Below are 22,172 nucleotides of genomic sequence, written 5' to 3'. Positions count from 1 at the left end.
CTGCGCCGGGACGACGTTGGTAAGTGAATGTTGAAATCAGGATGAGCGATTTCGGACACGCACTTACGCACGTCGTCCCCGCGCAGGCCGGGACCCAAGTTTAGTAGAACAGCGTTACCGCCTCAGGGCACCAGCGGCTTATTGCCCGACTTCTTCGACCTGACCTCCGCCAGCGCCCGCTCAACCGCAGCGATCCGCGCCGCCATGCCCGGATGGTTGGCCGTATAGCCATTGAGCACCGTCGCCGGATACGTCCCCGCCAGCCGCTTCCAGAACCCGGACACACCTTCGACCCGGTAATCCGCCCGCGCCAGCAGGTACATGGCCAGCCGGTCCGCCGCCGCATCGCTTTCGGCCGGCATGGCCTTGATGCCCGCGCTGCCGATCAGCATCGAGGTATCCGGCGTCACGCGGATCAGGTTGTCGATGATGCTGCTGATGGTCGCCGCGTTGCGTTGCGTGGCCGCGTGGCCCAGCATGTTGTGCGCCATGGAGCGCGCCACCACGTAGGCCAGTTCGTCGTCGTTCTGGGTGAAGTTCATCATGCCGCGCGTGACCATCACGCGCTGGCCGTCCGCGTAGGCGTTGACGTTGTCCGCGTTGCCCAGTTCGATGCCGAAGGCGCAGGCACGGGTGACCGGGATGCTGAGATCGCGGGTGTTGCCGCCACGGGCGATCGTCAACGGCAGGGTTGCCTGCTTGGTCACGATCGGCCGGAACACGGCGCCGGCCTGCGCGCGCGCTTCGGGACCTTCCGGCAAGGGCTTGCCGCCGGCGGCCAGCAGTTCGTCACCCTTGCGCAGCCCGGCCTTGGCGGCGCCGCTGCCGGCCAGGACGTTGATGACCTGGAGACGCTCGCCCATGCCGAAGGCCACGTGGGCGGCCTCGCCATAGATGCCGGCGTAGTCGTAGCGGTTCTGGGCGGTAAAGCCCAGCAGGTTGCGGGCGTGCTTGGTGCACAGTTCCGCGTTGTCGATCAGGAGGGGAGCCGCGACCCGGTACAGGCGGTCCTGCAGGGTGGCCATCTTGTCGAGGGTGTCGGCCGCCGCGGCGACCTGGGGGCTCAGCTCGGACCTGGCCGGCTGGGGGCCGGCGAAGATGCCTGGCTGGGCGCCCGGCACGGTCGGTCCGGGCGTGGAGCAGGCCGACAGGAGTGCGGCGGTGGCGACGACCAGCGCTAGCGGACGGAAATGCGTTGGCAGGCGATGGATGCGGGTCATGGTCCTCCTTACATGTTGTTATTGTTTGCCGGTGCTGCCGAACCCTCCGGCGCCCCGTTCGCTCGATGCGAACTCCTCCACCACGTTGAAGCCCACCTGCAGGACAGGCACCACGATGAGCTGCGCGAGACGATCCATCGGCTGCAGCGTAAACACGGCCTGGCTGCGGTTCCAGGTCGAGACCATCAGCTGGCCCTGGTAGTCGGAGTCGATTAAGCCTACCAGATTGCCGAGAACGATGCCGTTCTTATGGCCGAGTCCACTACGCGGCAGGATCATGGCCGCATAGCCCGGATCGCCGATGTGGATCGCCAGGCCGGTGGGCACCAGCACGGTCTGTCCCGGCTCGATGGTGAGGGGGGCGTCCACGCAGGCGCGCAGGTCCAGGCCCGCGCTGCCGGGCGTGCCGTAGGCCGGCAGGAAATCCTTCATGCGCGGGTCGAGGATCTTGAGGTCGATGTTCTTCATGTGTTCTTGTGCTTAGGTCAGGAGGGAGCGCCGTTCGAGCCGCTTGGCGATCTCGGACACGAGCTGGCGCGCGAGCGTGAGCTTGTCCGCGCGCGGCAGCACCGTGTGGCCGCTCTCGTCGAACAGGATGATGGTGTTGTCGTCCTGGCCGAAGGTCTGAGGGCCAATATTACCCACCAGAAGCGGAATGCCTTTGCGCTCGCGCTTGGCGGCGCCAAATTCCATCAGGTTTTCCGATTCCGCCGCAAAGCCGACGCAATACGGCCAGCCGGACAGGCTGGTGGTGGAGGCCACCGAGGCCAGGATGTCGGCGTTCTGCACGAATTCCAGCTGGGGCGCGCCGCCGCCTTCCTGTTTTTTCAGCTTCTGGTCGCTGGCATTGGCCACGCGCCAGTCGGCTACCGCGGCCACGCCGACGAAGACGTGCTGGCCTTCGATGCCGGCCATGACGGCGTCGTGCATCTGCTGGGCGGTGAGCACGTCGATGCGGCGCACGCCGTGCGGCGTGGGCAGGGAGGTGGGGCCGGACACCAGGGTCACCTCGGCGCCCGCTTCATGCGCCGCGCGCGCCACCGCATAGCCCATCTTCCCGGACGAGAGATTGGTGATGCCGCGCACCGGGTCGATCGGTTCAAACGTAGGGCCGGCCGTGATCAGGACGCGGCGACCAAGCAGCACCTTGTGCTGGAAGGAGGCGATCAGCTCGTCCACCAGCTCTTCGGGTTCGAGCATGCGGCCGTAGCCGGTCTCGCCGCAGGCCTGGGAACCGGCGGCCGGGCCCAGGATGTGGATGCCGTCTTCGCGCAGCTGCGCCACGTTGCGCATGGTGGCCGGGTTCTCCCACATCTCGACGTTCATCGCCGGGGCCACCAGCAGCGGCACATGGCGCGGGCGCGCCACGCACAGGGTCGAGAGCAGGTCGTCGCAGGCGCCGTGCGCCAGCTTGCGGATGAAATCGGCCGAGCAGGGCGAGATCAGGACCGCGTCGGCGCCGCGGGTCAGGTCGATGTGGGCCATGTTGTTGGCCACGCGCGGGTCCCACTGGTCGGTGTAGACCGTGTGCCCGGACAGGGCCTGCATGGTCACCGCGCCGATGAAGTGCAGCGCGGCCTCGGTCATCACGACCTGCACGCTGGCGCCCCGCTTGACCAGGGCGCGGCACAGTTCCGCCGATTTGTAGCAGGCGACGCCGCCGGTCAGGCCGAGGACGATCTTCTTGCCCTTCAGGTCCATGTTCATGCTCCTAAAATCAGGACTTGTTCACGCGGCGCAGCTCATCCAGGATGAACAGGAAGGCGCCCACGGAGATGCCGATGTCGGCGATGTTAAAGGCCGGGAAGTGGCCCAGGCCCTTCCAGTAGAAGTCGAGGAAGTCGATCACGTGGCCATAGGCCAGGCGGTCGATCACGTTGCCGATCGCGCCGCCCATGATCAGGGCCAGGGCGAAGCAGAACAGGCGCTGGCCGGGATGGCGCTTGAGCAGATACAGGATGTAGCCGACCGCGACCACCGCGATGCCGGTGAACAGGTAGCGCTGCCAGCCGCCGGCGTCGCCCAGGAAGCTGAAGGCCGCGCCCGGGTTGTAGACCTTGATCAGGTTGAAGAAGCTGGTGACGGGCAGCGTCTCGCCATAGTGGAAGCTGCGCTCGACGGTGATCTTGACGACCTGGTCGAGCAGCACCAGGATCAGGGCGAGGCCCAGCCAGGGCAGCATGCCGCTGCTGGATTGGGGAGCGGCTTTCATGACGCCGGACACTGCGGTTTTCTTTTTGGTTGCCATGGTAGAGGTGTCGGATGCCGCCATGCCGGCTCATCCGGCATGGCGGTAGTACCCAAGAGGGGCTTAGGCGAAGCGGCGGGCTTCGCCGCTGCCGAACAGGTTGCTCACGCAGCGGCCGCACAGGCCGGCGTGCGCGTGGTCGTGGCCGACGTCGCGGCGGTAGTGCCAGCAGCGCTCGCACTTTTCCGCTTCCGACGGGGTCACGGTCACGCTTTCCTCGGCTTCGTTGGCGGCTTCAGTGACGGTCGCCTGCGAAGTGATGAACACGAACTTCAGGTCGTCGTCCAGGCTCGCGAGCGCCTGGTACTTCCCGCCCGCAGCCTTGATCGCCAGCTCGGCCTGCAGCGAGGAACCGATGGCGCCGGAAGCGCGCACCTCTTCCAGCTGCTTGGTGACGCTGGCGCGCACTTCGCGCAGCAGGGCGTACTTGGCCAGCAGCGCCTCGCCGTCCGGCAGCGCCGGGAAGGTCCACAGGGTCTGGGTGAAGATGGTCTCGTCGCTCTCCGCGAAGGCCTTCTCGCCCGCGAACACGGCCCAGGCTTCCTCGGCGGTGAAGGACAGGATCGGCGCCATCAGGCGCAGCAGGCTGTGCGCGATGTGCCACAGCGCGGTCTGGGCCGAGCGGCGCGCGTGCGAGTTCACGCCGGTGGTGTACAGGCGGTCCTTGAGGATGTCGAGGTAGAAGCCGCCCAGGTCTTCCGAGCAGTAGTTCTGCAGGCGGGCGACCACCGGGTGGAACTCGTAGCGCTCGAAGCTGGCGGCGACCTCCTGCTGCAGCTGGGCCATCGCGGCGATCGCATAGCGGTCGATTTCCAGCAGCTCGGCGACCGGGACGCTGTCCTTGGCCGGATTGAAGTCCGAGGTATTCGCCAGCAGGAAGCGCAGGGTGTTGCGGATGCGGCGGTAGGACTCGGTCACGCGCTTGAGGATCTCTTCGCCGATCGACAGCTCGCCGGTGTAGTCGGTCGAGGCCACCCACAGGCGCAGGATGTCGGCGCCCAGGGTGTCCGAGATCTTCTGCGGCGCCAGCGTGTTGCCGAGCGACTTGGACATCTTCTTGCCCTGCTCGTCGACGGTGAAGCCGTGCGTCAGCAGCGCCTTGTACGGCGGGCGGCCGTTGAGCATCGAGGAGGTCAGTAGCGAGGAGTGGAACCAGCCGCGGTGCTGGTCCGAGCCTTCCAGGTAAAGGTCGGCCGGGAAGCTTGACTGCTCCTTGTGCGAGCCGCGCAGCACGGTCTGGTGGGTCGAGCCGGAGTCGAACCACACGTCCAGGGTGTCCTTGTTTTTCTCGTAGCTGGCCGCGTCCGCGCCCAGCAGGGTGGCCGGGTCGAGCTTCTGCCAGGCGTCGATGCCTTCCTTCTCGATCAGCTGGGCGACCTGCTCCAGCAGCTCCGGGGTGCGCGGGTGCAGCTCGCCGGTCTCCTTGTGGATGAAGAAGGCCATCGGCACGCCCCACTGGCGCTGGCGCGACAGGGTCCAGTCCGGACGGTTGGCGATCATGCCGTGCAGGCGCGCCTGGCCCCAGTCCGGGAAGAACTTGGTCTCGTCGATGCCGGCCAGCGCGGTCTGGCGCAGGGTCGGGCCGCCGTCCTTCGGCGTGACGTCCATGCCGGCGAACCACTGGCTGGTGGCGCGGTAGACGATCGGGGTCTTGTGGCGCCAGCAGTGCATGTAGCTGTGGTCGAACATCTTCAGCTCGAACAGGGCGCCCGCGCCGCGCAGGGCTTCGCAGATCGGCTTGCTGGCTTCCCAGATGGTCATGCCGCCGAACAGCGGCAGGGTGGACGCGAAGCGGCCGTCGCCCATCACGGGCTTCAGGATCTCGTCATCCTTCATGCCGTGCGCCTTGCAGGACTGGAAGTCTTCCAGGCCGTAGGCCGGGGCCGAGTGCACGACGCCGGTGCCGCTGTCGGTGGTGACGTAGTCGGCCAGGTAGACCGGCGAGGTGCGGTCGTAGAAGGCGTCTTGCGCGAACAGCGGGTGCTTGAAGCGCAGGCCGCCCAGCTTGTCGCCCAGGGTGGTGGCGATGACTTTGCCTTCCAGCTTGTAGCGCTGCAGGACGGACTCCACCAGGTCGGCGGCCAGGATCAGCAGCAGCGGGGCGCCGTCGCGCTCGGCCTGGACCAGCGCGTAAGTGACTTCCGGGTTGACGTTCAGCGCCTGGTTCGACGGGATGGTCCACGGGGTGGTGGTCCAGATCACGATGAAGCCATAGTCGGTCGGCAGCGAAGCCAGGCGGAAGGCGGCGGCGACTTTTTCCGGTTCCGCGAACGGGAAGCCGACGTCGATCGCCGGGTCGCGCTTGTCCTGGTATTCCACTTCCGCTTCGGCCAGGGCCGAGCCGCAGTCGAAGCACCAGTTGACGGGCTTCAGGCCGCGGTAGACATAGCCTTTCTCCAGCAGCTTGCCGAGGGCGCGCAGCTCGTCGGCTTCGTTACTGAAGGCCATGGTCATGTAGGGGTTGTCCCATTCGCCCAGCACGCCCAGGCGGATGAAGCCGGCGCGCTGGCGGTCGATCTGCTCGAGCGCGTAGGCGCGGGCTTTCTGCAGCACCTCGGCGGTCGGCAGGTTCTTGCCGAACTGTTTTTCGATCTGGATCTCGATCGGCATGCCGTGGCAGTCCCAGCCCGGCACATAGGGCGCGTCGAAGCCGGCGATGGTGCGCGACTTGACCACCATGTCTTTCAGGATCTTGTTGACGGCGTGGCCCAGGTGGATGTCGCCGTTGGCGTACGGCGGACCGTCGTGCAGGATGAACTTCGGGCGGCCGGCGGCCGCCTTGCGGACGCGCTCATAGATTTTCTTGTCTTGCCACTGCTTGACCCAGCCCGGCTCGCGCTTGGCGAGGTCGCCGCGCATCGGGAAGGGCGTGTCGGTCATGTTGACCGGGTATTTGCTTTCAGGCTTCTTGGCGCCCTTGGGCGTGTTCTGTTTAGAGTCGGACATAAGATTCTTCTGATAATGAATATGTTTCAAGACGCAGGCCGGAAACGCGCCGGCCGCGGACGCGGGCGGGCTGCGTCAAATTCGGTCGGTCGCGGTGAGGGCGCCGTTGCGGTGGGCGAAGAAGGCGCGCGCCTGGGCCGCGTCCTTGTCGATCGCGGCGGTGAGGGTGGGCAGGTCGACGTACTTTTCCTCGTCGCGCAGCTTGGCCAGGAATTCGACGCGCACCAGCTTCCCGTAGCAGGACTGGGCGAAGTCGAACAGGTGCACTTCCAGCAGCATGCGGCCGGCGTCTTCGACGGTCGGGCGCACGCCCAGGCTGGCCACCGCCGGTAGCGGCTGGTCCGCCAGGCCGTGGACCTGGACCACGAAGATGCCGGACAGGGCGGGGCGGTGCACCACGCGCAGGTTCAGGGTCGGGAAGCCGAGTGTACGGCCCAGCTTCTGGCCGTGGATCACGTGGCCCGACATGGTGTAGGGGTGGCCCAGCAGTTCGCTGGTGCGGGCGAAGTCGCCTTCGGCCAGCGCCGCGCGCACGGCCGAGGACGAGATGCGCTGGGCGCCGTGCATCACGGCGGGCAGGGTCTCGACCTGGAAGCCGAAGCGCTGGCCGGCCTCCTGCAGCATCTGGATGTCGCCGGCGCGGCGCGCACCGAAGCGGAAGTCGTCGCCGACCATCAGCCATTTGACGTGCAGGCCGTCGACCAGCACGCGCGCGATGAAGTCCTCGGGGGACTGGGCCGCGAAGTGTTCGTTGAAGTGCTCGACGATGACGCGGTCGATGCCGGCCTTGGCCAGGTCGTCCAGCTTGTCGCGCAGGTTGGCGATGCGCGCCGGGGCCTTGGAAAGGTCGCCGCTGCGCTGGGCGAAGTATTCGCGCGGATGGGGTTCGAAGGTCATGACGGCGGCTTCCAGGCCAAGCGAGGCGCTGGCGCTGCGGACGTGCGCCAACAATGCCTGGTGTCCACGGTGGACACCGTCAAAGTTGCCGATCGTGAGCGCGCAGGGCGCGCGCGCCCTGTCGTTGGGAAGTCCGCGGAATACCTTCATCAATTGGTCCAGTTGCACGAGCCGGGGAGGTGGGCGTCCGGCACGAAATACCTGATTATAACGGTAACCGCGCGGTAACTCCGATGTTGCACAGCAGCGAGACCCATTGCTGCCATGAGGAAGGGCATTGTTCGTTGGGAAAATAACATCGGCATTGCCAGGCGCGGCACCGCTGAGGCGAAAAAAAAGCCGCCCGAAGGCGGCTTTCCGTCAAGCGACTTGAATCAAGCGATCGGACGATTGATCGCCATGATCCAGTAGCGGGCCAGGTCGGCGGTGCCGTCCTTGCCGCCAACGGTCTTGAGCGTGCTGATGGCTTGCGACTTCTTGCCGGCTGCGGCATAGGCTTCGCCCAGGCGCAGCTTGGCTTCGTCGACACGCTTCAGGCCGCCGGCCTTGATCGCGGCTTCCATCATCTTCAGGCCCTTGTCGGCCTGGCCACCCTGCACCAGCGCGTAACCGAGGCCGACGAGGGCATCGTTGTCCTTGGCGGCGGTGTATTCGGCTTCCAGGGCGGCGACGCCCTTGTTCTGCTCGGCCAGGTTCTTCTCGGCCAGGTCCTTCAGGCGCTGGTGACGGCCCGCATCCGGACCGGTGCCCAGGGCGCCGGCCTTGTAGCCCTTGTCGATGACCTTCAGCGCTTCGGCCGGGGCTTTCGCCTGCAGCACCAGCTGGGCCATTTCCATGAACTCGCTCGGCTTCTTCATCAGGTTGTTGGCCAGCTTCAGACGGTAGATGTCCACTGCCAGACGGCCCGAGAAGCCCGGCTTGCCCTGCACGCGGTTCAGCAGGTCGTTCCAGTACTGGGCCTTCGGATAGCTGGCGGCCAGCTTCTCGATGGTCTGGACGTAGCCCGCCTTGTCGTTCTTCTTCAGCTGGATGTTGGCCAGCATGCCGAGCTGGTCTTCGCTCAGGCGGCCGCTTGCTTCGGCCTTGCGCAGTTCCGCTTCCAGAGCGGCGACATTGCCTTGCTTGTAATAGTTCTGCAGCAGGTAGGCGCGCAGCTTGGGATCGTCGCCTTTCTTCAGCAGGTTCAGGATGGTGGTGTTCGCCTTGTTCAGGTCGCCGGCGCGCATGTAGATGCCGACCAGGCCTTCCGAGAACTGCGAACGCTCACCCGCGCTCAGCTTGCCCGAGTCCAGCAGCTTTTCGAACGAATTGGCGGCGGTGTCCCAGTCGCCGGCGGCCGAGGCTGCCGATGCGCGCACGCGCTCGATCAGGAAGCGCTCGTCGTCGCTCTTTGCTGCCTTGTCCGCTTCGCGCAGGGTCGCCAGCGCGCCTTTGGCATTGCCTTGCTTGATCTGGGTCTGCGCCTGTTGCAGCGGTTTGCCGACTTCCGGACGCAGCGAGACAGCGGCGTGCACGGGGGCCAGGCCCACGACAGGAACAGCCGCAGTGAAACCAAGCGCGGCCAGCGCGAGGCCAAGGTGTGCGAGACGGAATTTAATCATCGGAAAAATCCTTTTTTCAAAATGGACACGGCAGGGAGCCCCTGCCGTGTTGGTCTAACATGGAACGATTACTGGAACTGCTCGTTACCGACCATGCCGATCTTGGTGACGCCGAGACGCTGGGCGGTTGCCATGACACCAGCCACCACCTTGTACTCTACCAGCTTGTTCGGACGCAGGTGCACTTCCGGCTGGTTTGGCATCGCGGCGACGCTGTTCATTTTCGCTTCCAGCGCCTGACGATTCGGGATCACTTCACCGTCCCAGAGGATGGTGCCGTCGAAGTCCACGTCGATCGTGACCACAATCGGTTTCTCATTAGTCTGCGGCGGAGTCCCGACCGGCATGTTCAGATTAACCGAGTGGTTCTGTTTCGGAATCGTGATAATCATCATAATGATGAGAACGAGCAAGACGTCGATCAGCGGCGTCATGTTCATTTCCATCATCGGTTCCGGATCGGCTCCTTTTGCGGAGCCCGAACCTACGTTCATACCCATGATGTTTCCTTTTCAAATGTTGGGGTAACGGACGCGGTGCCCGGCAAAACCGGGCACCGCGGACAAGAGTTCTTACATCTTGTCAGGCGGTTCGATCACGAAACCGACCTTCTGAATCCCAGCACGCTGTGCCGTGTAGATCACCCGACCGATCGCTTCGTAGCGGGACTCCTGGTCGCCACGAACTTTCACGGCAGGCTGCGGCTGCTTCACCGACTGCTCCGCGAGGAACTTGAACAGCTCGTCCGTGTTCGCGATGCGCGTCTGGTTGTAGTACATCTCGCCATCTTTATTGATGGTGATATTGACGTCTTCCGGTTTGGTCTTGGTAACCTGGTTCGTCTCTGCAGGCAGCGAAACTTTCTGCAGGTTCAGCACCACCGGACTGGTGATCAGGAAGATGATCAGGAGAACCAACATGATGTCGACAAGCGGCGTCGTGTTGATCTCTGACATCACGGCATCATCATCTCCGCTATCGGAGCCGACACTCATCGACATGATTAGCCAGCCTTTTTAGCGCTTGCGGCGGCGTTCGAGGTCGACATGGCGCCCGAGATCAGGACCGAGTGCACGTCGGCGCTGAACGAACGGACATCTTCCATGACCGACTTGTTACGACGCACCAGCCAGTTGTAGCCCAGAACGGCCGGAACTGCCACGAACAGACCGAAGGCGGTCATGATCAGTGCTTCACCCACCGGACCTGCGACCTTGTCGATCGAAGCGTTACCCGACATACCGATAGCGGTCAGTGCGTTGTAGATGCCCCAGACGGTACCGAACAGACCGATGAACGGCGAGGTCGAACCGACGGTTGCCAGGAACGACAGGCCGTCTTGCAGACGCGACTGGACGCGGTCCACGGCGCGCTGGATCTGCATGGTCACCCAGGTCGACAGGTCGATCTGCTCGAGCAGGGCGCCGTCGTGGTGCTGGGTTGCCTTGGTGCCGGTTTCAGCGATGAAGCGGAACGGCGAACCTTCTTTCAGGGCTGCCGAGCCAGCGGCGATCGACGGAGCCTTCCAGAACTTGGCCGAGACTTCCTTCGACTGGCGCATGATCTTCTGCTGGTCGATCAGCTTGGTGATGATGATGTACCACGAACCGATCGACATCAGCGACAGGATGATGATGGTGCCCTTGTTGACGAAGTCGCCTTCTTCCCACATGGCGCCGATGCCGTACGGGTTGTGGACTTCTTCTTCGGTTGCAGCGGCCGGAGCGGCGGCGGCTGCGTCGCCTGCCGGAGCGGCGGCTGCGTCGGCTGCCGGTGCAGCGGCGTCGGCTGCCGGAGCGGCCGCGTCAGCTGCCGGAGCTGCTGCCGGTGCTGCCGGTGCGTCAGCGAAGGCCGGTGCGGACACCAGGGCCGATGCTGCCGTTACCGAGAACAGGACAGCCGCCAGGATAGCGGACAAACGGGTATTCTTAAACATGCTTCCTCCAAAATATTAAATAGACAGTTCGCTGAACTAATGACAACGAAAATCAAAAGGTGAGACGGTGTTCTGCCTCGGTTTTATTCCAGCGTCCAGACGTACTGCACCGCTGTCCACGCCTGTTCCGGCTTGCCATCAACCATGGCTGGCTTGAATCGGCATTTGCTCAGAGCCGACTGTGCGGCCCGGTCCAAGTCACGGAAGCCACTCGACTTCGCCAGCTTGGAATCCATCACTCGACCATCGACACCGATCAGGAACTGAAGGGTGGTGGTACCGGTTTCTTCGTTACGCTGCGACGAACGCGGGTATTCCGGACGTGCGCAAGTATTAAAGTCGGCCACGGCTTCGGTGCGGCTCGGACCACGTGCCGGCGCCGGCGGAGCCGGAGGTGCTGGCGGTGCCGGCGGAGCCAGCGAGGTGGTCGGCGGCGGCGTATTGGTTGCCGTGGTGATCGCGTTGGTCGGCGGCGGCGGCGTATTCACCTGCACTTCGACCGGCGGGATGAACGGAGGCGGCGGGGCCTTCATTTCCGGCGGCGGCGGCGGCGGCGGAGTTTCCGGCGGCGGCGGCGGCTTCACTTCTTCGATCAGTTTGGTTTCGACCGCTTCCGTCACCTTGCTGACGATTCGGGTGCCCAGACCATTCACGATGGCCCACGCAACCAGCACGTGCAGCAGGAGAACGATGATGAAGCCGGTCATGTTCTTCCCGGGGTTCTTCTCATTCGTAAAATTCATGCCATATTTCTCCAATACCAACTCTTTTTTGTTGCTACCAAACCCACAAAACACGACAGAACGCTAGGAGCCGCATCCGGGACATCGAAGAATTATACCTACGAATTCTTTTTTGCACATACATTTTTACAGCACCAAAAGGGTGCCTAACTGCCTGTAAATGCAGGCAAACGGGCTCATCTATACAAGCTCAAAGCAGGCTGTCGGGTGGTGAACGAAGCAGAAATGTTTTGTAATTTTGTGTAGCAATTCTCCTCATGGTGTAGAAGATCCGGTCAATCCACCCTATTTGCCAAATTTCTCACGAAAAATCACGTGCTCAGCAAATTTCCTATTATGTAACTCTGGTCTTTTTGCAAACTATAGCCAGTTTTCAGAAAGCTGTGCGTACAGTTGAGTTGCCGCCGTTCGCAGCGTGCTTCCCTAGAGAGTATAAATAAAAGTGATAGCAGATATATCGCTTGACATCAGCCAGTCTGATGTCAAACCAACACTCTGCATTGACAAAAATGAAAGTGACGCGCCAAAAAGGGGAGAAGTGAACCTTGCGGTGCACATGTTACGTGCACGGGCGTTCATTCAACTTGTTCTTGCGAGCGTGTTGAGGTGTCAACTTCTCTTAGGTAGAAGAAGGAATGACGTGGGGATGGAGAAATTTGGGCTTGCGGATCGTCGGCGGCGGCCGAAAGAGTGGGTTTCGAAGGCCCCAAACGAGGATTTCGGCTGCCCGGATGTAGTGAACTTTCAGGAAAGCGCATTGCCTGGCAAGGCTAGTGATGCCTGGGGTCTGCTTGAGCGCCGAAGAGCTCGGTTGTGCCTGCTGGTGGCGCGCTGCCGGGGCCAGGACCAGGGCAGCCTTGAGCAGGAACGCAGCGCGGTGGCTCCAGGTCGGGGCGGGCGCCTGCAAGGCCACACAACTGCGCCGCCGTCGACGCGCTCGGCTGCCGCCATGCATCGGCTGGCTTCATCTCTATAAGATAAGAAGGAGGGCGGCGGGGCCGATCGCGCGAGCGTGCGTTCAGCAGGGGCGGCGGGTTCGCTGCATCAGGCTTGCGTAGTGACGCGAGACCGCAGGCTGGCCTGGCTGACCGTCAAGCTGGGACAGGCATGCGGCGAGGGAAAACGCCGGCGGGCGACGCCGGCGAAGCAGGACTGCCGCGCGGTTCGCGGCAGTATTGCGCTCAGCGTCCGCGCTTTTCGCGCCGGCACTCGAGGAAGCTGACCACGTGGCCGCTCGGGTCCACGGTCTCCAGCTTCACATCGAAGCCCCACAGGCGCGCGACGTGCTTGAGCACTTCCTGGGCCTGCTGGTTCAAGGGCCTGCGGTTGAACTGCGTGTGGCGCAGGGTCAGGGCGCGGTCGTCGCGTGTATTGACTTGCCACACCTGGATGTTGGGCTCGCGGCTGCCCAGGTTGTACTGCTCGGCCAGCTTATGGCGCACGTAGCGGTAGCCTTGGTCGTCGTGGATCGCCGAGATCGTCAGCTTGTCGCTGCGGTCGTCGTCGAGCACGGCGAAGAAGTGGAAGTCGCGGATCAGCTTGGGCGACAGGTACTGGGCGATGAAGCTTTCGTCCTTGAAATTGCGCATGGCAAAGTCCAGGGTCTTGAGCCAGTCACTGCCGGCGATATCCGGGAACCAGGCCCGATCCTCGTCGGTCGGGTCTTCGCAGATGCGCCGGATGTCGGTCATCATGGCGAAGCCCAGCGCATACGGATTGATGCCGCTGTAATACGGGCTGGTCGCGGGCGGCTGGTAGACCACGTTCGTATGGCTTTGCAGGAACTCCAGCATGAAGCCGTCGCCGACGATCCCTTCCTTGTACAAGTCCTGCAGGATCGTGTAGTGCCAGAACGTGGCCCAGCCCTCGTTCATCACCTGGGTCTGGCGCTGCGGATAAAAATACTGAGAGATCTTGCGCGTGATCCGGACCAGCTCGCGCTGCCAGGGCTCGAGCAGGGGCGCGTACTTCTCGATGAAGTAAAGCAGGTTCTCCTCGGGCTCGGGCGGGAAGCGCGCCGGCGCCGCCTCATGCGCCTGCTCCTCGGTGCGCGGCAGGGTGCGCCACAATTCATTGACCTGGGACTGGGCGTATTCCTCGCGCTCTTTCTGGCGCGCCGTTTCCTGGGCCACGGAAAGCTTGGCCGGACGCTTGTAGCGGTCCACGCCATAGTTCTGCAGCGCATGGCAGGAGTCGAGCAACTCCTCGACCGCATCGATGCCGTAGCGCTGCTCGCACTCCGCGATGTAGTTCTTGGCGAACACCATGTAGTCGACGATGGCGTCCGCATCGGTCCAGGTGCGGAACAGGTAATTGCCTTTGAAGAAAGAGTTGTGGCCATAGGCCGCGTGGGCGATCACCAGCGCCTGCATCGTCAGGCTGTTCTCTTCCATCAGGTAGGCGATGCACGGATTGGAATTGATGACGATCTCGTAGGCCAGGCCCATCTGGCCGCGGCGGTAGCTCTTCTCGGTGGAGAGGAAATGCTTGCCGAAGGACCAGTGGTTGTACGAAACCGGCATGCCCACGGAGGTGTAGGCATCCATCATCTGCTCGGCGGTGATGATCTCGAGCTGGTTGGGGTAGGTGTCCAGGCCGTAGCGCTTGGCCACCCGCTTGATTTCCTCGTGCGCGTGCTCGATCAGGTCGAAGGTCCACTCCGACTGGTCGGGCAGGGCGCGCGGATTATTGGTGCGGTCGTCTGGCATGCGTGCCTCCGTTCTACTTGGCCTGCTTCTTGAACAGCTCCCGGAATACCGGGTAGATGTCGGCCGGGGTCACGATCTTCTGCATCGCGAAGTTGCGGTGCTGGGCGGCGACTTCGCAATACTGCTCCCACAGGTTCTGCGGCGGGCCGTCGGTGATCTCGACATAGGTGTAGTACTGCACCCGCGGCATGATGCCGCTGCCCAGCAGCTGCTTGCACAGGACCGAGTCGTTGTCCCAGTTGTCGCCGTCCGAGGCCTGGGCCACGTAGGCGTTCCAGTCGGCGCTGCCGTAGCGCTCGGCGAGGATCTTCTGCAGCAGGTGCAGGGCCGAGGACACCACGGTGCCGCCCGATTCGCGTGAATGGAAGAACTCGTTCTCGTCGACCTCGGCCGCGGCCGTGTGGTGGCGGATGAAGACCACTTCGATCTTCTCGTACACGCGCTTGAGGAAGAGGTAGAGCAGGATGAAGAAGCGCTTGGCCGTGTCCTTGCGGGTCTCGTCCATCGAGCCGGACACGTCCATGATGCAGAACATCACGGCCTGGGTGCTCGGCTTGGGCACCTTGATGCGGTTCGAGTAGCGCAGGTCGAAGGGATCGATGAAGGGAATCGCATTCAGCCGGATGTGCAGGTGGTGGATGCGGTCCTTCAGCTCGACCACCATCTCGTCGTCCGAGGGCGCGCCTGCGTCGAGCAGGGCCTGCAGCTCGGCCTCCGCCTCGGCCAGCTGGCGCCGCGCCGGGCCGCCGACGGCGATGCGGCGGCCGAGCGCGCCGCGCAGCGAGCGCAGCACGTGGATGTTCGAGGGCGTGCCCGACACGTTGTAGCCGGCGCGCTGGTTCTTGTACTCGATGGTCTGGGTCAGCTGCGTCTTGACCATGTTCGGCAACTCAAGATCCTCGAAGAAGTAATTCATGAATTCTTCGCGCGAGAGCTCGAAGATGAAGTCGTCCTCGGTGGTCTGGTCGCTGTTGCCGGCCCGCCCGCGTCCAGAGCCGCCGCCGCCGCCGCGCGGACGGTTGAACTGGTCGCCTTTCTGGTATTCGGTATTGCCCGGGTTGACCGTTTCCCAGACGCCACCGTGAGCGTGGCCAAAATGAGGTTCGTTCACGTCCTTGACGGGAATGGAGACCTTTTCGCCGTTCTCGATATCGGTGATCGAGCGGCCCTTGATCGCGCGGCCCACCGCGTCCTTGATCTGCGCCTTGTAGCGGCGCAGGAAGCGTTCGCGGTTGACTGCTGACTTGTTCTTGCCTTGCAAGCGACGGTCGATGAGGTAAGTCAAAACAGGCCTCCTGCTGAAAGTGCGCGGGACCGGATTGCGTCCCGGCGTGGGCGCCCGCACATGGCGTGCACCCTTATCTTAATACGCTGCGCAATCGGGCGTGCACGGCACGCGTGGCTTGCATCAGCCACGCCACAAAGTGTCGCTGCGAACCTTGCCGCCGCGCCGCCGTCCTGCTGTGCGCCGGAGCCTGCAGCGGCAGGCTGGCAGGCGGCGCACGATGAAAGAGCAGGGCAGGCTTACGAGGATTTACGCACGCGCAGGTACCATTCGCACAGGAGCCGCACCTGTTTCGGCGTATAGCCTTTCTCGACCATGCGGGCCACGAAGTCGGCATGCTTGTTGGCATCCTCGGCGCTCGCTTTCGCATTGAACGAAATCACAGGCAGGAGTTCCTCGGTATTCGAGAACATCTTCTTCTCGATCACGCTACGGAATTTCTCGTAGCTGGTCCATGCCGGGTTCTTGCCGGCATTGGTGGCGCGGGCACGCAGGCTGAAGTTGACGATTTCGTTTCGGAAATCCTTCGGATTCGAGATGCCTGCCGGCTTCTCGATCTTCTCCAGTTCGGCGTTGAGCGATTCGCGGTCGAAGCTCTCGCCGGTGTCCGGGTCGCGGAACTCCTGGTCCTGGATCCAGAAGTCGGCGAAGGTGACGTAGCGGTCGAAGATGTTCTGGCCGTACTCGGAATAGCTTTCCAGGTAGGCCGTCTGGATCTCCTTGCCGATGAAGTCGACGTAGCGCTGGGCCAGGTGCTCCTTGATATAGGAGAGGTAGCGCTGCTCGGTCTCCGGCGGGAACTGCTCGCGCTCGATCTGCTGCTCGAGCACGTAGAGCAGGTGCACCGGATTGGCCGCCACTTCGGTGTTGTCGAAGTTGAAGACCTTGGACAGGATCTTGAAGGCGAAGCGGGTCGACAGGCCGTTCATGCCTTCGTCCACGCCGGCATAGTCGACGTACTCGTGCAGCGACTTGGCCTTGGGATCGGTGTCCTTCAGGTTCTCGCCGTCGTAGACCAGCATCTTGGAATAGATGCTGGAGTTCTCCGGATCCTTCAGGCGCGACAGCACGGCGAACTGGGCCATCATGCGCAGGGTGCCGGGCGCGCAGGGCGCCTTGTCGAGCGAGGAGTGGCGCAGCAGCTTGTCGTAGATCTTGATCTCGTCCGACACGCGCAGGCAGTAGGGCACCTTGACGATGTAGATACGGTCGAGGAATGCCTCGTTGTTGCGGTTGTTGCGGAAGGTCTTCCATTCGGACTCGTTGGAGTGCGCCAGCACGATGCCCTCGAAGGGAATCGCGCCGAAGCCTTCGGTGCCCTTGTAGTTGCCTTCCTGGGTGGCCGTCAGCAGCGGGTGCAGGACCTTGATCGGGGCCTTGAACATCTCGACGAATTCCATCAGGCCCTGGTTCGCCAGGCACAGGCCGCCGGAGTAGCTGTAGGCGTCCGGATCGTCCTGGGCGTAGTCCTCGAGCTTGCGGATGTCGACCTTGCCGACGAGGGAGGAGATGTCCTGGTTGTTCTCGTCGCCCGGCTCGGTCTTGGAGATCGCGACCTGTTTCAGGATCGACGGGTAGCGCTTGACGACGCGGAACTTGTTGATGTCGCCGCCGAACTCGTGCAGGCGCTTGACCGCCCACGGGCTGGGGATGCTGCGCAGGTAGCGGCGCGGGATGCCGTAGTCCTCTTCGAGGATGGTGCCGTCCTCTTCCTCGTTGAACAGGCCCAGCGGCGATTCGTTCACGGGCGAGCCCTTGATCGCGTAGAAGGGCACGTGCTCCATCAGGGCCTTGAGCTTCTCGGCGATCGAGGATTTGCCGCCGCCGACGGGACCCAGCAGGTAGAGGATCTGCTTGCGCTCTTCCAGTCCCTGGGCCGCATGGCGGAAGTAGGAGACGACTTGTTCGATCACTTCCTCCATCCCGTAGAACTCGCGGAAGGCAGGATAGATCTTGATGACTTTGTTGGCGAAGATGCGCGAGAGGCGCGGATCGAGGCGGGTATCGACCAGGGTCGGATCGCCGATCGCCGCAAGCATGCGTTCCGGGGCGCTGGCATAGGTCAGCGGGTCCTTCTTGCAAAGCTGCAGATACTCCGTCATGGAGTATTCCTCTTCCCGGGTGCGCTCGTAGCGGGCTGCGTAGTTGTCAAAGATGCTCATTTGTGTGTCCTTTAATGTGCTAACAACGATCACTGTCATGGCAGCCCGTCATCGAAGGCTGCCTCAGGCCCCGGTCTTTATTTGGCGTACTCCTTGTGGGTCGCTTCCTGCGCGGTGCCGGGATCGCCGGCGGCCGAAGCATGGTGCGATTTATATTTGTTGTCCCGGATCGTCCAGAGTGGCACTGTCCGGTCTCCCGCTGGTTGGAGAGCGTCTTTTTTTTGCGTTTGTGAAATTTATTATGTGCCTATTAGTTCCCGAAGTCAAAGCAGTGTCGTGCGTGCTGGTGTGGCTGATTCAAGTACTTGATTCAACAGACAAAATTGACATATTTACAGTGCTGCGGCAGCGCCTTTCGCGGGCTGCCGGAACGCTGCGCCAGAGCGGTTCGGGACGACGATCGAACGCCATTCCATGCTCCGCTGTATCCTCATTTTCTTCCTCACACTGTGAACCGATAGTGCACGAACTACTCAACATGTGGCGCACGCGAATCAAGCGTGCGAAGGGGCTGTTTTCACTATGAAGGAAGGGGGGCGGCGCGCATGCGTTACACTTGACGGCCGGGTCCTGACAGGCCCTGCAACGAATTCAATCGATCGCCGGAGAACACCATGCTCGACCAACGTCTGCGCGCCCTCCTGACCGGGATGCCCAAGGCAGAGCTGCACATCCATATCGAAGGCTCGCTCGAGCCCGAACTGATCTTTGCGCTTGCGCAAAGGAACGGCGTGCAGCTGGACTATCCCTCGGTCGAGGCGTTGCGCCAGGCCTACGATTTCAGCGACCTGCAATCCTTCCTGGATATCTATTACGCAGGCGCGAGCGTGCTGCTCAAGGAACAGGATTTCTACGACATGACCGCCGCCTACCTGGCGCGCGCCCATGCCGACAACGTGCGCCACGCCGAGATCTTCTTCGACCCGCAAACCCACACCGCGCGCGGCCTCCCCTTTGAAACAGTGATCAACGGCATCTGGCGCGCCTGCCAGGACAGCCCGATCAGCGCCAGCCTGATCATGTGTTTCCTGCGCCACCTGTCCGAGGACGAAGCCATCGCCACCCTCGAGGAGTCGCTGCCTTTCCGCGACAAGTTCATCGGCGTCGGCCTGGATTCGTCGGAAGTCGGCCACCCGCCGGAGAAATTCGCGCGCGTGTTCGAGCGTGCCCGCCAGCTCGGCCTGCACCTGGTGGCCCATGCGGGCGAGGAGGGGCCGCCGAGCTACATCGACAGCGCCCTCGACGTGCTGAACGTCGAGCGCATCGACCACGGTGTGCGCTGCCTGGAAAGCCCGGAACTGGTGGAGCGCCTGGCGCGCGAGCAGATGGCGCTGACCGTCTGCCCGCTGTCCAACATCAAGCTGCGCGTGTTCGACGTGATGGGCACCCACAACCTGCGCCGCCTGCTCGACGCCGGCCTGGCGGCCACCGTGAACTCGGACGACCCTGCCTATTTCGGCGGTTACATCAACCAGAACTTCCTGGCCGCCTTCGAGGCCTTGCCGCTGGATGAAACGCATGCGCGCCAGCTGGCCCGCAACAGCTTCGCCGCCGCCTTCGTCGAGCCGGAGCGCAAGCGCGCCTGGCTGGCCGAGGTCGACGCCTTCTTCGCCAACGCATAAGGGCCACCCATGTTCCTCCAGGCTTTACGCATGACGGCGCGCGACTGGCGCGCCGGAGAGCTGCGCTTCCTGCTGGTGGCGCTGATCGTCGCCGTGTCCGCGCTATCGTCGGTGGGCTTCTTCATCGACCGCATGCGCACCGGCTTGAACCGCGACGCCCACCAGCTGCTGGGCGCCGACCTGCTGGTGAACGCCGACAACCCGGTGCCGCAGGCCTGGCGCGAGGAAGCGGTGCGGCGCGGCCTGCTGCTGGCCGACACTGTGAGCTTCCCCAGCATGGCGCAGGCCGGCGAAGGGGACGACTCGCGCGCCCAGCTGGCCTCGATCAAGGCGGTCTCGCGCGGCTATCCGCTGCGCGGGCAGCTGAGCATCACGACCGATCCCGACAAGGCCGGTTCCGCCATCGGCCAGAAGACGCGCGCCACGCCGGAACCCGGCGCCGTCTGGGTCGACGCCAACCTGCTGCCTTCGCTGCAGGCCAAGGTCGGCGACAGCATCCAGCTTGGCGAGAGCCGCTTCCGCATCACGCAGCTGATCGCCGCCGAACCGGACAAGGGCGCCAACTTCGCCAACTTCGCACCGCGCGTGATGATCGCGATCGAAGACCTCAAGGCCACGGGCCTGGTCGACGATTTCGCGCGCGTGACCTTCCGCATGCAGGTCGCGGCACCCTCCGCCAACGACGCGGCGCCGATCCGCGCCTACGAGAGCTGGCTGCGCGCGAAAATCAAGGAAGGCAATGTGCGCGGCGTGCGCATCGAGACCCTCGAGAACGGCCGCCCGGAGATGAACGCGACCCTGGACCGCGCCGACCGCTTCCTGTCGCTGGTCGGCCTGCTGTCGGCGATGCTGGCGGCGGTCGCCGTGGCGATGGCGGCGCGCCGCTTCATGCAGCGCCACCTGGACGCCTGCGCCATGCTGCGCTGCCTGGGGATGACGCAGAACCAGGTGGGCGCCATGTACCTGCTTGAGTTCGCCCTGGTCGGCCTGGCGGGCAGCCTGATCGGCGTGCTGGTGGGCTTCGGCGCCCACTTCGTGCTCTTGCAACTGATCGGCAACATGATCCCGACCGAGCTGCCGCCGGTCTCCCCGCTGCCGGCGCTGCAGGGCATCGCCACCGGCATGCTGCTCCTGGTCGGCTTCGCGCTGCCGCCGGTCCTGCAGCTGCGCAACGTGCCGCACAACCGCGTGATCCGCCGCGAGCAGGCCGCGCCGCAGCCCGCCGCGCTGGCCACCTATGGCCTGGGCGTGGGCGTATTCCTGGGGCTGCTGCTGTGGCAGGCGGGCGATCCCAAGCTGGCCTTGATGACGGCGGGCGGCTTCCTGGCCGGCTTCGGCGTGTTCGCGCTGGTGGCCTGGCTCGGCTTGCTGCTGCTGCGCCGCCTGCGCGGCAGCATCCGCCACCAGGGCTGGCGCTTCGCCGTCACCTCGCTGCAGCGCCGTCCCGGCGCGACCGTGGTGCAGGTGGTGTCGCTGGCGCTGGGCCTGATGGCGCTGCTGCTGCTCACCGTGGTGCGCGGCGACCTGATGCAGGCCTGGCGCCTGGCCACCCCGGCCGACGCGCCCAATCGCTTCATCATCAACATCCTGCCCGAGCAGAAGGTGGGCGTGGAGCAGCAACTGCGCGCGGCCGCCGTCCAGGACCCGGTGCTGTATCCGATGATCCGCGGCCGCCTCACCGCCATCAACGGCAAGCTCGTCACGCGCGAGACCTACCAGGAGGACCGTGCGCGCGGCCTGGCCAACCGCGAGTTCAACCTTTCGACCATGCAGAGCGCACCGCTCGGGAACGAGATCGTCGCCGGCAGCTGGTACAAGGATGCGCCGGGCGTGGCGGAAGCCTCGGTGGAGCAGGGCATCGCCACGACCCTGGGCCTCAAGCTCGGCGACGTGATGCGCTTCGACATGGGCGGCCTGGTCGTGGACGCGAAGATCACCAGCCTGCGCAAGCTGGAATGGGGATCGATGCGCGCCAACTTCTTCGTCATCATCAACCCGAGCGCGATGGCGAATGCGCCGACCACCTACATGACGGCCTTCCACCTGAAACAGGAAGGCGCCAGGCTCGCCAACAGCCTCACGCGCGCCTATCCGAACCTGACCGTGATCGACGTCTCCGGCATCATCCGCCAGCTGCAGGAAGTGCTGGACCAGGTGGTGACGGCGGTGGAGTTCCTGTTCCTGTTCACGCTGGCCTCGGGCGTGCTGGTGCTGTATGCGGCCCTGATGGGATCGCAGTCCGAGCGCACCCGCGAGGCCGGGCTGCTGCGCGCGCTGGGCGCGACCAAACAGCAGCTGGCGCAGGCCCAGCGCATCGAGTTCGTGCTGGTGGGCGGTCTGGCCGGCCTGCTGGCGGCGAGCGGCGCGGCGGCGCTGGGCTGGGGGCTGGCGACCTACCAGTTCAAGTTCCCGTGGGTGTTCGAGCCGGGCGTGTGGCTGGCCGGGCTGGTGGTGGGCGCGCTGTGCGCGATCATCGGCGGCTGGCTGGGCCTGCGCGGCGTGCTGCGCCATCCGCCGCTGCAGACCCTGCGCGAAGCCTGAGAACCTATCTCAGTAGGGAAGAGGAAGCGGGCGGCGACATGCGCGTCCGCGATGCATGGCAAGTGCGGGCAAGGCGCGAGGAGGCCGCATGGCGAGCCATGCAACGACGAGCAACGCAGCACGCGCTTGTCAGGCGCGCCGAAAGCGACTCATTCCCTGCTGGGATAGGTTCGAAGTGCAACAAACTGTCTTGGCGCGGCCCCCGGCCGCGGCGGGGGGGCGATCATGGCGGGCTGTGTGGACCGCCAAACCCGGAAGCAGTC

Annotated in this window: 16 protein-coding genes; 2 read left to right on the top strand and 14 right to left on the bottom strand. The window is 64.1% G+C overall.

The window, feature by feature from the left end; all coding sequences use genetic code 11:
* Positions 1–122: 122 nt before the first annotated feature.
* From KBW95_RS23035 to KBW95_RS22970, 14 genes are all read right to left on the bottom strand, one after another.
* The gene (locus tag KBW95_RS23035) at positions 123–1,220 is read right to left on the bottom strand and encodes a M48 family metallopeptidase (RefSeq protein WP_211523877.1); all 1,098 of its coding nucleotides are present in this window, start codon (positions 1,218–1,220) and stop codon (positions 123–125) included.
* An 18-nt stretch (positions 1,221–1,238) separates the two neighbouring features.
* Positions 1,239–1,688, bottom strand: coding sequence for a dUTP diphosphatase (gene dut, locus KBW95_RS23030; protein WP_211523876.1), 450 nt, complete (start codon positions 1,686–1,688; stop codon positions 1,239–1,241).
* Between the two features lie 12 nt (positions 1,689–1,700).
* On the bottom strand, positions 1,701–2,921 hold the full coding sequence (gene coaBC / locus KBW95_RS23025) for a bifunctional phosphopantothenoylcysteine decarboxylase/phosphopantothenate--cysteine ligase CoaBC (protein WP_211523928.1): 1,221 nt from the start codon (positions 2,919–2,921) through the stop codon (positions 1,701–1,703).
* Between the two features lie 16 nt (positions 2,922–2,937).
* Complete coding sequence (gene lspA, locus KBW95_RS23020; RefSeq protein WP_211523875.1) at positions 2,938–3,468, bottom strand: signal peptidase II; 531 nt, start codon at positions 3,466–3,468, stop codon at positions 2,938–2,940.
* A gap of 63 nt (positions 3,469–3,531) precedes the next feature.
* Complete coding sequence (gene ileS / locus KBW95_RS23015; protein ID WP_211529427.1) at positions 3,532–6,414, bottom strand: isoleucine--tRNA ligase; 2,883 nt, start codon at positions 6,412–6,414, stop codon at positions 3,532–3,534.
* 75 nt (positions 6,415–6,489) lie between these two features.
* On the bottom strand, positions 6,490–7,461 hold the full coding sequence (locus KBW95_RS23010) for a bifunctional riboflavin kinase/FAD synthetase (protein ID WP_211529426.1): 972 nt from the start codon (positions 7,459–7,461) through the stop codon (positions 6,490–6,492).
* Positions 7,462–7,685: 224 nt separating this feature from the next.
* Positions 7,686–8,912, bottom strand: coding sequence for a lipopolysaccharide assembly protein LapB (locus tag KBW95_RS23005; protein ID WP_211529425.1), 1,227 nt, complete (start codon positions 8,910–8,912; stop codon positions 7,686–7,688).
* Between the two features lie 68 nt (positions 8,913–8,980).
* Positions 8,981–9,412 carry a biopolymer transporter ExbD gene (locus KBW95_RS23000; protein WP_211523871.1) on the bottom strand — a complete coding sequence of 144 codons (432 nt, stop codon included), beginning with the start codon at positions 9,410–9,412 and terminating at the stop codon, positions 8,981–8,983.
* Between the two features lie 72 nt (positions 9,413–9,484).
* Complete coding sequence (locus KBW95_RS22995) at positions 9,485–9,913, bottom strand: biopolymer transporter ExbD (RefSeq protein WP_211523870.1); 429 nt, start codon at positions 9,911–9,913, stop codon at positions 9,485–9,487.
* A gap of 2 nt (positions 9,914–9,915) precedes the next feature.
* Positions 9,916–10,848 (bottom strand): MotA/TolQ/ExbB proton channel family protein, encoded by a 933-nt coding sequence (locus KBW95_RS22990; RefSeq protein WP_211523869.1) that lies wholly within the window; start codon positions 10,846–10,848, stop codon positions 9,916–9,918.
* 83 nt (positions 10,849–10,931) lie between these two features.
* Positions 10,932–11,591: an energy transducer TonB gene (locus KBW95_RS22985; protein ID WP_211523868.1), complete on the bottom strand. Its 660-nt coding sequence runs from the start codon at positions 11,589–11,591 to the stop codon at positions 10,932–10,934.
* A gap of 1,181 nt (positions 11,592–12,772) precedes the next feature.
* The gene (locus KBW95_RS22980; RefSeq protein ID WP_211523867.1) at positions 12,773–14,299 is read right to left on the bottom strand and encodes a SpoVR family protein; all 1,527 of its coding nucleotides are present in this window, start codon (positions 14,297–14,299) and stop codon (positions 12,773–12,775) included.
* Positions 14,300–14,312: 13 nt separating this feature from the next.
* Positions 14,313–15,584, bottom strand: a complete 1,272-nt coding sequence (locus tag KBW95_RS22975) for a YeaH/YhbH family protein (RefSeq protein ID WP_211523866.1) — start codon at positions 15,582–15,584, stop codon at positions 14,313–14,315.
* 239 nt (positions 15,585–15,823) lie between these two features.
* The gene (locus KBW95_RS22970) at positions 15,824–17,746 is read right to left on the bottom strand and encodes a PrkA family serine protein kinase (protein WP_211523865.1); all 1,923 of its coding nucleotides are present in this window, start codon (positions 17,744–17,746) and stop codon (positions 15,824–15,826) included.
* Positions 17,747–18,360: 614 nt separating this feature from the next.
* On the opposite strand from KBW95_RS22970, the gene KBW95_RS22965 reads away from it, so the two are divergent.
* Together KBW95_RS22965 and KBW95_RS22960 are read left to right on the top strand one after the other, a co-directional pair.
* A complete protein-coding gene (locus KBW95_RS22965; RefSeq protein WP_211529424.1) occupies positions 18,361–19,368 on the top strand; it encodes an adenosine deaminase in 1,008 nt (335 codons plus the stop codon).
* A gap of 9 nt (positions 19,369–19,377) precedes the next feature.
* On the top strand, positions 19,378–21,909 hold the full coding sequence (locus KBW95_RS22960) for an ABC transporter permease (protein ID WP_211529423.1): 2,532 nt from the start codon (positions 19,378–19,380) through the stop codon (positions 21,907–21,909).
* Positions 21,910–22,172: the final 263 nt, after the last annotated feature.

The sequence above is a fragment of the Massilia sp. ZL223 genome (genome assembly GCF_018119395.1).
Lineage (GTDB): Bacteria > Pseudomonadota > Gammaproteobacteria > Burkholderiales > Burkholderiaceae_D > Telluria.
The sequence above is the reverse complement of the archived record's forward strand: the minus strand, read 5'-3'. Positions and strand labels throughout refer to the sequence as shown.

What these genes read in the sequence shown, in the direction of transcription:
- KBW95_RS23000 (WP_211523871.1), bottom strand. Translation starts at nt 9,412, where the DNA reads ATGGGTATGAACGTAGGTTCGGGCTCCGCAAAAGGAGCCGATCCGGAA.
- KBW95_RS22960 (WP_211529423.1), top strand. Translation starts at nt 19,378, where the DNA reads ATGTTCCTCCAGGCTTTACGCATGACGGCGCGCGACTGGCGCGCCGGA.
- dut (WP_211523876.1), bottom strand. Translation starts at nt 1,688, where the DNA reads ATGAAGAACATCGACCTCAAGATCCTCGACCCGCGCATGAAGGATTTC.
- KBW95_RS22980 (WP_211523867.1), bottom strand. Translation starts at nt 14,299, where the DNA reads ATGCCAGACGACCGCACCAATAATCCGCGCGCCCTGCCCGACCAGTCG.
- KBW95_RS22965 (WP_211529424.1), top strand. Translation starts at nt 18,361, where the DNA reads ATGCTCGACCAACGTCTGCGCGCCCTCCTGACCGGGATGCCCAAGGCA.
- KBW95_RS22990 (WP_211523869.1), bottom strand. Translation starts at nt 10,848, where the DNA reads ATGTTTAAGAATACCCGTTTGTCCGCTATCCTGGCGGCTGTCCTGTTC.
- lspA (WP_211523875.1), bottom strand. Translation starts at nt 3,468, where the DNA reads ATGGCAACCAAAAAGAAAACCGCAGTGTCCGGCGTCATGAAAGCCGCT.
- KBW95_RS23010 (WP_211529426.1), bottom strand. Translation starts at nt 7,461, where the DNA reads ATGAAGGTATTCCGCGGACTTCCCAACGACAGGGCGCGCGCGCCCTGC.
- KBW95_RS23005 (WP_211529425.1), bottom strand. Translation starts at nt 8,912, where the DNA reads ATGATTAAATTCCGTCTCGCACACCTTGGCCTCGCGCTGGCCGCGCTT.
- coaBC (WP_211523928.1), bottom strand. Translation starts at nt 2,921, where the DNA reads ATGGACCTGAAGGGCAAGAAGATCGTCCTCGGCCTGACCGGCGGCGTC.
- KBW95_RS22995 (WP_211523870.1), bottom strand. Translation starts at nt 9,913, where the DNA reads ATGTCGATGAGTGTCGGCTCCGATAGCGGAGATGATGATGCCGTGATG.
- KBW95_RS22970 (WP_211523865.1), bottom strand. Translation starts at nt 17,746, where the DNA reads ATGAGCATCTTTGACAACTACGCAGCCCGCTACGAGCGCACCCGGGAA.
- KBW95_RS23035 (WP_211523877.1), bottom strand. Translation starts at nt 1,220, where the DNA reads ATGACCCGCATCCATCGCCTGCCAACGCATTTCCGTCCGCTAGCGCTG.
- ileS (WP_211529427.1), bottom strand. Translation starts at nt 6,414, where the DNA reads ATGTCCGACTCTAAACAGAACACGCCCAAGGGCGCCAAGAAGCCTGAA.
- KBW95_RS22985 (WP_211523868.1), bottom strand. Translation starts at nt 11,591, where the DNA reads ATGAATTTTACGAATGAGAAGAACCCCGGGAAGAACATGACCGGCTTC.